This window comes from Caballeronia sp. (assembly GCF_028292365.1).
In the GTDB taxonomy this organism is placed as follows: domain Bacteria; phylum Pseudomonadota; class Gammaproteobacteria; order Burkholderiales; family Burkholderiaceae; genus Caballeronia.
Window position 1 is genome coordinate 1 of sequence record NZ_JAQGMM010000534.1, and the last position, 11,618, is coordinate 11,618.

The 11,618-nt window shown below is 59.0% G+C and carries 13 protein-coding genes; 5 read left to right on the top strand and 8 right to left on the bottom strand.

Annotated elements, in window-relative coordinates; translation table 11 throughout:
• Both fliD and JWR14_RS31325 read right to left on the bottom strand, forming a co-directional pair.
• On the bottom strand, positions 1–1,022 hold a 1,022-nt coding region (gene fliD / locus JWR14_RS31320; protein WP_299717150.1), incomplete at its 3' end, for a flagellar filament capping protein FliD.
• Positions 1,023–1,160: 138 nt separating this feature from the next.
• Positions 1,161–2,672: a flagellin gene (locus JWR14_RS31325; protein WP_299717152.1), complete on the bottom strand. Its 1,512-nt coding sequence runs from the start codon at positions 2,670–2,672 to the stop codon at positions 1,161–1,163.
• A 252-nt stretch (positions 2,673–2,924) separates the two neighbouring features.
• Between JWR14_RS31325 and JWR14_RS31330 the strand changes: the two genes are divergently transcribed.
• Both JWR14_RS31330 and rpsU read left to right on the top strand, forming a co-directional pair.
• Entirely contained in the window at positions 2,925–3,872 is a 948-nt protein-coding gene (locus JWR14_RS31330; RefSeq protein ID WP_299717154.1) for an aldo/keto reductase, read from the top strand.
• Positions 3,873–4,237: 365 nt separating this feature from the next.
• The gene (gene rpsU / locus JWR14_RS31335) at positions 4,238–4,450 is read left to right on the top strand and encodes a 30S ribosomal protein S21 (protein WP_031357080.1); all 213 of its coding nucleotides are present in this window, start codon (positions 4,238–4,240) and stop codon (positions 4,448–4,450) included.
• Between the two features lie 256 nt (positions 4,451–4,706).
• Here rpsU and JWR14_RS31340 read toward each other — a convergent pair whose 3' ends face one another.
• The 3 genes from JWR14_RS31340 to JWR14_RS31350 form a co-directional block, all read right to left on the bottom strand.
• On the bottom strand, positions 4,707–5,066 hold the full coding sequence (locus JWR14_RS31340; protein ID WP_299717156.1) for a hypothetical protein: 360 nt from the start codon (positions 5,064–5,066) through the stop codon (positions 4,707–4,709).
• Between the two features lie 162 nt (positions 5,067–5,228).
• Positions 5,229–5,654, bottom strand: a complete 426-nt coding sequence (locus tag JWR14_RS31345; RefSeq protein WP_299717158.1) for a hypothetical protein — start codon at positions 5,652–5,654, stop codon at positions 5,229–5,231.
• 480 nt (positions 5,655–6,134) lie between these two features.
• Positions 6,135–6,776, bottom strand: a complete 642-nt coding sequence (locus JWR14_RS31350; protein ID WP_299717173.1) for a DNA-3-methyladenine glycosylase I — start codon at positions 6,774–6,776, stop codon at positions 6,135–6,137.
• A 305-nt stretch (positions 6,777–7,081) separates the two neighbouring features.
• Here JWR14_RS31350 and JWR14_RS31355 point away from each other — a divergent pair, with 305 nt between their 5' ends.
• Together JWR14_RS31355 and JWR14_RS31360 are read left to right on the top strand one after the other, a co-directional pair.
• Entirely contained in the window at positions 7,082–7,984 is a 903-nt protein-coding gene (locus tag JWR14_RS31355) for a BadF/BadG/BcrA/BcrD ATPase family protein (protein WP_299717160.1), read from the top strand.
• A gap of 39 nt (positions 7,985–8,023) precedes the next feature.
• The gene (locus tag JWR14_RS31360; protein WP_299717162.1) at positions 8,024–8,857 is read left to right on the top strand and encodes a Cof-type HAD-IIB family hydrolase; all 834 of its coding nucleotides are present in this window, start codon (positions 8,024–8,026) and stop codon (positions 8,855–8,857) included.
• 177 nt (positions 8,858–9,034) lie between these two features.
• Here the strand turns inward: JWR14_RS31360 and JWR14_RS31365 are convergent, their stop codons facing one another.
• Positions 9,035–9,319, bottom strand: a complete 285-nt coding sequence (locus JWR14_RS31365; protein ID WP_299717164.1) for a hypothetical protein — start codon at positions 9,317–9,319, stop codon at positions 9,035–9,037.
• Positions 9,320–9,677: 358 nt separating this feature from the next.
• Positions 9,678–10,397, bottom strand: a complete 720-nt coding sequence (gene aqpZ / locus JWR14_RS31370; RefSeq protein ID WP_299717166.1) for an aquaporin Z — start codon at positions 10,395–10,397, stop codon at positions 9,678–9,680.
• Positions 10,398–10,691: 294 nt separating this feature from the next.
• Between aqpZ and JWR14_RS31375 the strand changes: the two genes are divergently transcribed.
• Positions 10,692–10,997 (top strand): H-NS histone family protein, encoded by a 306-nt coding sequence (locus JWR14_RS31375; RefSeq protein WP_299717168.1) that lies wholly within the window; start codon positions 10,692–10,694, stop codon positions 10,995–10,997.
• Positions 10,998–11,219: 222 nt separating this feature from the next.
• Here the strand turns inward: JWR14_RS31375 and JWR14_RS31380 are convergent.
• The coding region (locus JWR14_RS31380) for a glycosyltransferase (protein WP_299717170.1) at positions 11,220–11,618 on the bottom strand (399 nt) is incomplete at its 5' end.

The window sequence follows — 11,618 nt, forward strand, 5'->3', positions numbered from 1 at the left end:
TTGCCCACCTGACCGTACGTGGTGACGAGCGTGTTGTAGAGGCTGACGAAGCTGTTGATCGCGATGGTTGCCGACGAGGTGTCCTGTGCCACAGTCAGCGTCTGCGGCGTGCCGGCCGGCGTGCCGATTGCGGCAGCAGTGAGGTTCAGCGTGACACCCTTGATTGCCGTGGTCACCGTATTGCTGGCGCTCGTCGCGGCTGTCCCGAAGATCGAGAACACGGCGTCTTGTGCGGACGCGCTCTGCGTCCACGCGTTCGTGCTCGACGCCGACGCGATGGTCGACGCGGCCGTGCTGCTGGTTCCGGGAGTGGACGTCACGGCGAGACTGGACAGACCAGTACTGCCAGAGACGTTGCTCACTGAAACATTGATCGTGTTCGCTGCGCCCGTGGCCGACGAGCGCAGGACCAAATGCGCGCCGTCCGTGCCGTTGACAACCGTGGCTGTGACGCCGGGATTGCTTGCCGACGAGTTGATTGCGCTGGCAATGCCGCTAATCGTATTGTTGGCCGACGTGATGTCGAGGCTCATCGACTTGCCGCCGACCGAGATATTCATCGTGCCGGTGCCGAGCGCCGTCGTGGCGCCGAACGCAGCCGACGTGAGTGTTTGCGCGCTGGCAATTTGCGTGACCGAGACAGAATAGGAGCCGGCTGACGCGGTGCTGTCAGTGGTTGCCGTCAGTCCGGTACCGTCCGCAGTCGCGGTGAACTGGCCCAGGGCGGTGCCATTGGATAGCGAGGCGATGCCGGCCTGGAATGCAGCCAGCGCCGCCTGCAACGCGCCGATGGCCGAAAGCTGGGTGTTGTCGTTCGTCTGTTGTGCGGAAAGCGTGGCGGTCTGGCCTGCCACCTTTGCATTGACGAGGCTCGTGACCAGCGACGAGACATCCAGTGACGAGTTACCGGTGGAACCGCTGATGATGGATTGCGCGGCGGCCGCTTCGGCTGCTGCGGAGGCTGCCGCGGTGGCGGCTGCCGTGGCCGCGGCTGAGCTGGAAGTGCTGGGAATCGTCGACATTAGGATGCTCCGTACGTCGGTTTTGCTTTCGAGCCTGAATGATAAACGTTTGTAAAACATGTAGGGGAGGCAAGCCTCCCCGGGTAAAACTTTCGGCCGGCGCGTCGTGCGACGCGCCGGCCGTTACCGCTAAAACTATTACTGGAGAAGCTTCAGAACTTGCTGCGGGTTGGAGTTGGCTTGTGCCAGCACCGAGATACCTGCTTGTTGCAGCACTTGCGCCTTGCTCAGGTTAGCCGTTTCTTGTGCGAAGTCGGCGTCCGTGATTTGCGACTGGGCGCCGGCCAGGTCGGTCGACTGTGCTTGCTGCGCCGACGAAAGCGACGTGAAACGGTTTTGAGCAGCACCCAGGGTGGCCTGGATGTTGTTGACCGTTGCGAGCGCGTTGTCGATCGATTCCATTGCAGCGTTCGCGCCAGCCGTCGTGCTGACATTGACACCCGATACTGCCGGCGGCGTGTTCAGCGTGTTGGCCGTAGCGATGCCGGCGTTGCCCGCAACCGAGTTCACCGTGCCGTAGCCGGTCGGAGCAGTTGCGCCCAGTGCGCCGCCAGCCGCGAAGGCGATCGTCGAACCTGCTCCGGCCGCACCCGGCGTGACCGTGAACAAGGAAGAAGCTGCCGCGCTCAAGGCATTGCCGTTCTGGTCGGTGAACTTAAAGCTACCGTTGCCGTCTGCCAGAATATTGATCGACGTAATCGCTGCCGGCGTGCCAGCCGCTGCTGCCGTACCGTCGGCCGCCAGATTGACGCCGGTAATCGACCCAAGGCTAGCGTTGTTGGCGGCATGCGTGGCGCTGGTGGTTGCGCCGTTGGTGGTGCTGATTGTACCCAGCGCGGTCGCTGCAGTGCCTTGCGCCGTTGCCTGAACCGTCGGAGCGAACGCGCCTTGGCCAACGAGCGTCAGCGGGGACGGCAACGTGGTCGAGCCAGTCGTGTTCGTGCCGAACAGTGCCGCCGAAGCAGTGGACGACAGAGCCTGGTTGTTCTGGTCGGTGAAAGTGAAGCCGCCGTTGCCGTCCGCGAGCACATTGACCTGCGTGATAGCGGGAGTAGCCGTACCCGTCGTTGCAGCGCCCGCCGACGTCAGGCTGACGCCCGAGATCGAAGCGATGGTTGCACCCTTTTGCGGGATACCGCCGCCAAGCGATGCTGCCGACAAGCTTTGCGTCAGGTTCAGGCCGATCGTCTGACCAACGTTTGCGCCGATCTGGAAGCTGACGTTGCCAGCCGAGCCGTCGAGCACGTTCTTGCCGTTGTACGTTGTTTGCGATGCCACGCGGTTCACTTCAGCAACTTGCTGGGCTACTTCTTGTTGCAGCGCTGCCTGGTCGCTTGCCGACAGCGAGCCGCTCGATGCCTGCACGGCCAGTTGACGAATGGTTTGCAAGCTCGACGTGATCTGAGCCAGACCGCTCGATGCCGTCTGGATCATCGAAACGCCGTCGTTCGCATTCGAAACGCCTGCGTTCAAGCCGTTGATCTGCGTTTGCATACGGTTCGAGATCGCGAGACCAGCTGCATCGTCTGCCGCGCTGTTGATGCGCTTACCGGACGACAGGCGCGTGATGGCCTGCGACAGCGCGCTTTGCGAGGTGTTCAGGTTTTGCTGAGCGACCAGCGAGTTGATATTGCTATTGATACCGATCATTTGGATTTCTCCTGAAAGAACTTAAAGGGCTGTTATGGCTACTGCACGGTCCTGTTGCTGGGCGGTTCCGAGCGTGGTAGCCGGCCGCCTACATGGGTTAGCGGCCCATGAAAAACTTGAGGACTTAGGTAAGGATTTGTAGGGGGAATAGTTGCCGGGGGTTGTCGGGGTGCCGCCTGCGGGTAAAAGGATTCACGGGTATTCTTTTTCGATCCTTTTTAGGCGTTCGCCTATCACAGCCCGGGAGCAACCATGCAGCACCGCACTATTGGTACGTCAGAACTCAAAGTCGCGCCGCTCGTTTTCGGCGGAAATGTATTCGGCTGGACGGCCGACGAACGCACGTCGTTCTCCATCCTGGACGCCTTCGTCGACCACGGACTTAATTTCATCGATACCGCCGACGTCTATTCAGCCTGGGTCGACGGCCACCAAGGCGGCGAGTCGGAGACGATTATCGGTAAGTGGCTCAAGGAAAGCGGCAAGCGCGACAAGATCGTGCTGGCAACCAAGGTCGGCATGCTGAGCACGCGGACGGGGTTGTCGGCGGCCAATATTGAGGCTGCCGTCAACGACTCGCTGAAACGCCTGAAGACGGATTACATCGACGTCTACTTTTCTCATCGGGACGACGATAAAACGCCCCTCATCGACACGCTCGGCGCGTATCAAAAGCTGATTACGGCGGGGAAAGTGCGCGTGATCGGGGCGTCGAATTACACCGGTGAAAGGCTGGAAGAGGCGCTGAAGATATCCGCGAAGGAAGGCATTGCGGGTTATCAGGTGCTTCAGCCGGAATACAACCTCTATGATCGCGCCGGCTATGAGAATGACCTGGAGCCGGTTATCAGGGCGCACAAGGTGTCGGTGGTGACGTATTACAGTCTGGCGAGTGGTTTCCTGAGCGGAAAATACCGATCCAAAGCCGATACCGAGAATAGTGCCCGCGGCGCGAAGGTGTCGGGTTACCTGAACGACCGGGGCTTGAGAATTGTTAAGGCGCTGGTTAAAGTGTCAGAACGCCATGACACCGAGCCGGCGGCAATTGCGCTGGCGTGGCTGATCGCGCGGCCGGGCGTCACGGCGCCGATCGCGAGTGCGACATCGGTCAAGCAGCTCGAAACGCTTGCTCACGCGACCCGGATTAGCTTGGCGCCTGAAGACATTGCACTCCTCGACGAAGCCAGCAATCCGGACTGAAAATCGGCAAAAAGCACGCATCATCATGGGGTTGCGCCTCTCCAAAGCTCCGCAAACTGGTGTTGCGGGGTTGGCGGCGGGGCGACGATCTGATAACATCTCGCCCGAATCGAGATTTTTGCCCGATGGCGCAGCTATTTTTAAGCGACGCCGGGCGGCCCGAAGTGCGCTGTTCCGTTTTTCGACAGACTGCGCATGCCGTGATCGGCGGTGAAATCCCACCTCTCTCTTTTCCGGCCTCCGTGGCCGCTTTGCTCGTGTCCGCTGTTGTTGGGTGGACGATCGGAGTGCCGGCGCGCGGCGTTGCCTTGTGCAGTACGCTTCGCCGCGCAGTCAGAAAAACGTATCAGCGATTTAGGACTTCCATGACCACTATTGTTTTGAAAGAAAACGAGCCGTTCGACGTTGCGATCCGTCGCTTTCGCCGGACCATCGAAAAGAACGGCCTGATCGCCGAACTTCGCGAACGTCAGTCGTATGAAAAGCCGACAACGGCACGCAAGCGCAAGAAGGCGGCAGCAGTCAGCCGTCTGCGCAAGCGTCTGCGCAGCCAGATGCTGCCCAAGAAGCTTCACTAAATCTTGGCAGGTCGCAGCCTGATTGCTTAGGTTGCGGCAAGCAAAGCGGCGATGCCGCCCGCAAGGGTTGCATCGCCGCTTTGCTTTTTCAGGTTTGATTTGCTGGTTTTACGTCCTGGCGCTGCTTCTGCTCGCGGCTCAGATGGTTTGGGGCGCGTTGGCGGAGTTCTACGGCTGGACTTTTGCGGCTGGGTTTTAGGGACTGAATTTTTGTGACTGCACTTCGGTACTGGATCTGGGGACCGGTTCTACGCGCCTAGACAAACGCGTGGCGTTCGCCCACGCGCGCCAAAAGCTGAGGCCATTCGTCCACGCTGAAATCGTCGTGGACTTCCTCCAGTTCAATCAGCAACTCGACAATGTCCGGATCGTAGGCATTAACTTCCGACGCATACAGCACGCGCAACAATGAGCCGTCCTTCGCATGACGGTAGTACGAGATCCCAACGCCTTCAATCTCCGGCCGATACAACTCGTCGGCAATCAGCGACCCGATAGCGCACTTGCGGCCATGGCCGCTGCGTAGCCGGCACGAACCGTTTTCATCTTCTGATACAGCCCGTTGCGTCAGCAGATGGTTGCTCACGCGTTCGTAGATGTCTCTCGCCGTTAACATTGCATCGCTCGTTACTTTGACTATTGCGTTGCTCGACTTGCGCGCGTATTTGTTTGTTCAATATCGGCGCAGATGCAGTCCGTTCGTAGGTGAGTGCGGTGGAATCGATTCAGAATCGTGATCACCTCGTGCAACCCCGAAAAACCCTGCCCAATTCCGCGCTCAGGCTGCTGACTTAAGTCGATCCGCCGACAAGTTGAACTGCCGGGCAATGGACGCAAAGCGTTCACGCCATTCCCACTTGCCGAACACGTCGTGCACGTTTTGCAGGCAACTGAGCAGTTCGACGGTTGTCGGATCGTAGATGTTGATGTTGGAGCGCAAGAGCGCGCGCTTCAGTGCAGCCACACCGACGTCCATGTATGCCGGCACGGTTTCCGGCCCTTTGCTGACGTAGCGTATGGGCACGCCTTCCATGGCGGTCATGTAATCGCGCGCCTTGATGAAGCTGCCGACAGGACAACCGCCGCAATAACCGCGATATGCACCGCCGCCGTGGGGCAACAACGCTGCCTGGCCTTGGCCAAACAGATGAAGCACGGCACGGTCGAAGATTTCCTGGTGCGTTAAAAAATTGAGGTTTTTCATTCTGGTTCTCCCCTGCGCCGACAACTGCGGCGCTTCGTGGGTGTTCATCCAACAGCGTTATCAGTATCGGACGCGGAATCAGTCGCCATAGCGCGGTCGACCACATAAAAACCGCGTCATTCACCGGCCTGCCTGCTTTGCTGCGATCGTCGCGAGGTCTGAATACGCTGGGTAAGCAGCAAGAAGTGGCAGTCGTTTCAAGGGTCAACTGGCTCACCGGAAAAAGCCGCCTACAACGTATTTATAGCGGTTCTTCCCGGTAAAAAAGTGGCGCTATGTGCGGTTGGCCGCAATTTTGACATGATGTCTGACTTCTTGCACAGGGGCAGGATCGTCTTCATGGCTTTGTAGTAAAGGCTTCAGAGCGTGATTCACCACGCAGGGACAGCTATCGTCAGGATTTTCCCTGACGAGGGCTTAAATCGCGAAAAATGTTGCGAAAACGCAATGTGCGTATCGGAAATCGGTCGAGCAAATTGCCTAATTTGTTCGACGCTTGGCCGATTCGCGCTTCGGGAGGACCGCACTGTCGCGGAACCGGCAGAAACAGGCGGCCTCGTGGTCATTGACCATGCCGGTTGCCTGCATGAACGCGTAGCAGATGGTCGTTCCGACAAACTTGCAGCCGTATTTCTTGAGCGCGCGACTCATGGCGTCAGAGACTTCGTTGGATGCGGGGGCTTGTGCATAGGTTGCGCGCGGGGTGTCGATGGGCTTATTGCCAACGAACGACCACACGAAATTTGCAAGCGAGTCGTGTTCCGCCTGGATGCGCTGCACGGCGCGGGCATTAGCGACAGCCGCCGAGATCTTCGCGCGATTACGGATGATGCGGGCGTCGAGCAGCAACCGGGCCGCGTCGTCTTCGCTGAAGGCGGCCACCCGGTCGATGTCGAAGTTGTGGAACAGATCCCGGTAACCTTCGCGCTTGTTCAAAATCGTCAACCATGACAGGCCGGCCTGCGCGCCTTCCAGTACGAGCATTTCGAACAGATGGCGATCGTCATGGGACGCAACGCCCCATTCCTCGTCGTGATAGCGGGCGAGTGATTCGGTGGTCACCCAGCCGCAACGGTGCGGTTCGGTGTTGTCGTCTGGGCGGCTTTTCTTCTGGTTTGTCATGTCGGAATCAGGGAGTGCATCGTTGGCGTTCAACCAGCATAGGCGGAAGGACAGGGGGAGAACAGTCGGCCGATTGGCCTGATTCTCGGGCGGCTCGCTGCGCATACACGATTTCTGAAGCGGCGAGACCGGTACACGACGACACCCGTGCGCATGCGTATAACGAACTGGCGTATCGTCCGGTCTCGACGGCAGTTGACCCATAGCAAGGTGCCCGATGGTTACCCGATGCGCTCCGGCGTTTCAGGCACATCGCCCGTTCGGCCGAGTGGCGGCGTGCCGGTCGTGCCGTTAAGCTTGCGGACATGACTACTTCAACTTACACACACAAGTACCTGATCGGCGTCGACGGCGGCGGCAGCGGGACGCGCGTCGTCCTGGCGGACACGGAAGGCATCGAACTGGCACGGGCGACGGGCGGCCCATCAGGCCTGGCGCTCGGGGTCGAGCGAGCATGGGATGCTATTGAAGCGGCGTGTTCGCGCGCGTTCGAAACAGCCGGCCAGCCGTTCGAGTGGAGCACATGTGCGCTCGGTTGTGGCCTCGCTGGCGTGAATCACGCGGGCTGGCTCGCGCAGTTCCATTCAGCCGCGCCGGACGGGTGCGCGCTCGCCGTCGAAAGTGACGCCCTCACCACGTTGCTCGGCGCACATGGCGGAGAGCCGGGTGTGATCGTGGCGCTGGGAACGGGCAGTATCGCCGCGTCGCTGAATGCAGGCGGTCAACTGGCGATCGCGGGCGGTTATGGTTTTCCAAGCGGTGACGAGGCAAGCGGGGCATGGTTGGGCTTGCGAGCGGTCGTGCATCTGCAGCAGGTGCTGGACGGGCGGGCACCCGCCGACGACTGGTCCGCGGCATTGCTCGCGCGTACGGACGCAACTGACCGAGACAGCCTCGTCGTATGGCTGAGCGCGGCGAACCAGACGGGGTATGCAACCCTGGCGCCAACAGTTTTCGAACACAGAAACCATCCGTTCGCGGCGCGCCTTCTTGAAGAAGCGGGGCGTGAGATCGGGAAGATGGTGTCGGCGCTGGACCCGGATCAGTCCTTGCCGGTCGCGTTGTGTGGCGGGCTGGCCGTACCACTGAGTCCGTTCGTTCCGGACGAACTGCGTAGCCGCTTGCGTCTGCCGCTCGCGGACTCCGCTGCAGGCGCTCTGCAACTGGCCCGCCAAGCTGCGAGCCGAAAACCGGCTCATGAGAGCTAAAATGCGAGGTTCCTAACGGCTTAAAGGAAAGTGCTTCCCATGTATTCCATTATCGCTACCGATCTCGACGGCACCTTGCTCAACAGCGACCATCAGGTCGACCCGTTCACCGTCGAAACGGTCCGCGAACTGGAAGCGCGCGGTGTGCGTTTCATCATCGCGACGGGGCGGCATTATCGCGACGTGGTCGGGATTCGGAAAGTGCTCGGTATTGACGCGTATCTGATTACATCGAATGGCGCGCGTATTCACGCGCCGGACAACGAGCGTATCTACGCACGCGACATCGCTCCCGCGGCGGTGCGCCGTCTTGCCCAGCCTGATCTGGCGGGAAGCGAGCGCGTGATCGTGAATCTCTTTGCCGACGACGCCTGGCTGATCGACCGGCACGCGCCCGAATTGCTGGCGTTCCATCAGGATTCGGGCTTTGACTACGACGTGATGGACCTGCGTGAGCACGACGGCGAGAACATTGCGAAGGTGTTGTATATCGGTGAGCCGGACGATCTCAAGATGACCGCGGCAAATCTTGAACGCGAATTTGGCGATTCAATCTACGTGACTTATTCGATGCCGGATTGTCTCGAAGTGATGACGTCTGACGTCTCGAAGGGGCGAGCGTTGCAGTTCGTGCTGGACCGGCTGGATATTGACACTGCGCATTGCGTCGCTTTTGGCGACAACATGAACGACATCGATCTGCTCGAAACCGCAGGCCGGCCGTTCATGATGAACAACGCAAATCCGGCGCTGATGAAACGCTTGCCGAATGTCCCGCGGACTGGCAACAACTTCGAGGCTGGTGTTGCGCATCAACTGCGTGCGTTGTTCGGCATGACGGATGAGCTAGCCGCGCCGACCCGTGCTGGCTAAGCGCCGACGAACAAAGCGGCGAAGACTACAAGCGCGGAAGCAACTCGGGTCGTAAGGAAATTCGACTCCGCCGAAAACGCGGGGGCAGGCCACAACCCGTACAAAAAAAGGGAGCGACTCGATCAGCCGCTCCCTTCGTCCAAACAACCCTTAACAAACCTCTACCCCCCGCACCGCTTATCCGCGGCGATTCCAGCCGTCATGACCGTAACCGCCGTGATCCCAGCCGGTGCGGTTCTCATGTCCGCGGTCCCGCCCACCCCAGCGGTCGTCGCGATGACCCCAGACAGGCGGCGGAGCGCGATAGTACGGCGCGGGTTGGACGTATACCGGTGCGGATTGCACGTACCCGGGCGCGCCTAGCGACAGCCCAATGGAAAGATCGGTGTGAGCTTGCGCGGCGCCCACAGCACCTATGGCAAGACCGGCGGCAACCAGCAAATGAGTAACGATGCGTTTCATGGTGTTCTCCTTTTAGGGCGACGACGGTGACGTGCATCGCATGACTCCAATCTACGCAATGGCTGTTTTACGAGTATCGACGAGTTGTTAGCAGATGAAAGTATCGCGAAAGATCGAGTCAGGGTTCGTCTGCGGAGTAAATACCGGCCAAAGCCATGTCAGCTATCGTTTGTCGCGCGATTCGCCTGCGTCATATTAGTAAATTGACGTTTAAAACACTCGGGCGCCGTAAGCGGCCATTACATTTGTCGCGGATTATTCATATAGATCTGCCGTATCGGCGTGATAAAAACGAATTGCACAATAAAAAACGGGCGCCGAGCGCCCGTTTTTCCATCGGTTTTCACCACTTTTCAATTCACGCTGAAGCAAGCGCCCGGTTCTTCGCACCGGTCAGCAACGGATAAACCACGCCCGCAATGATGGCGCCAATGATAGGAGCCACCCAGAACAGCCACAACTGTTCCACCGCCGCGCCGCCTACAAACAATGCCGGACCCGTGGAACGCGCCGGGTTCACCGACGTATTCGTGACGGGAATCGAGATCAGGTGGATCAGCGTCAGGCAAAGGCCAATGGCGATTGGCGCAAAGCCGGCTGGCGCGCGACTGTCGGTGGCGCCCAAAATGACGAACAAGAAAAAGAACGTCATCACGACTTCACATACGAGCGCTGCGATCATTGTGTAATGACCCGGCGATTGATCGCCGTAACCGTTGGTGGCAAAGCCGCTGGCAACCAGGTCGAAGCCTGGTGCACCGCTGGCGATCACCGACAACACGTACGCGCCGATCACGCCACCCACCACTTGGGCCGCAATGTACGGAGCCAGGTCGCGAACCGGAAAGCGTCCTGCGACCGTCAATCCGATGCTTACCGCCGGATTCAAGTGGCAACCCGAAATGTGGCCAATGGCGTAAGCCATGGTGAGAACAGTCAAGCCGAACGCAAGGGAGACGCCCGCGAAGCCGATGCCAAGTTGAGGGTAACCCGCAGCGAGCACTGCGCTGCCGCAGCCGCCCAGCACGAGCCAAAACGTACCAAACATTTCTGCGCCGAGGCGCTGTCCTAATCGCATGATTCGTCGTCCTAAAAATATATAAAAAACCGAAACAATTCCGGCGCTTGTGATCGTGGATATTTGTTCGGACCACGGCGGCGGGTAAGCAGTGTAATCCGAGTCCCGGAACTAGTTGTCAACAATTGTTAAATCACAAGGAACTCAGTGAGCTCTTATTAGGAATGCCCTATAGTTTCAAGACTCTTCTCATTTGCATTAAGACTTTTTGCAATTGCGTGTTCAAACGTTGCATCTTTTAATCGATGCCGTTACGCTTCTCAATAATCGCGGGCTATTAGAAAGGATTGGGAAATGTCGCAATACACCGAGCTCAAGGCGCAGATCGCCAAGCTTCAGGAACAGGCGGAGGAGGCACGCCGCGCAGAACTGGAAGCAGTACTGGCGGATATCAGGCGCAAGATCGTGGAGTATGGGCTTACTGCCCAGGACCTGGGTCTGTCGGTTGTCCGGCGAGGCCGGCCGCCGAAGAAGGAGCCGCTACCACCGATCTATCAGGATCCCAAGTCGGGTAGCACCTGGAGCGGCCGCGGCAAACCGCCGAAATGGATTGCAGGAAAGAATCGTGAGCGCTTCCTGATTAGTCAGGCGAACTCTTAAAGAGTGTGGCTAGTGCATCAAATAGTTCTGACGAAAATAGAGGCAAAAATCCTGGCATGAATGACAACAAAAAATCCGCCCCAAAGGGCGGATTTTTTGTGCTTCGCAATAACACGTTGGATAAGATGCGATGCAACCATCACTTCCAATCAGTCAGCTCCGCAATTCCGGACATTCCCGAGCGGCGTCCGGTCTCCCGGGGACTGAAGAAGACAGCCCGAATCAGCCGATCGCCACCCGGCGCAATACCGGCCGCTTGGCGGCTTGCAGCAGCGCGGTATAGCTTTCGACATAGTTCAGCGCCATCGTCTTTGCGCTAAAGCGACGTTCGAACTGCGCCCGAATTTCGGTGCGCGAAAGTTCATCCAGGCGTTGGAGTGCACCGACCGCGCCTTGTACGTCCTCGCAAATAAAGCCCGTCACGCCGTGGTCGATCACTTCCGGCACCGACCCGCGATTGAACGCGATCACCGGCGTACCGCACGCCATAGCCTCGATCATCACCAGGCCGAACGGCTCTGACCAGTCGATCGGAAACAGCAGTGCCTTTGCACCCGACAAAAACTCCGGCTTTTGCTGCTCGTTGATCTCGCCAACAAACTCAACACTGGCCTTCGACTC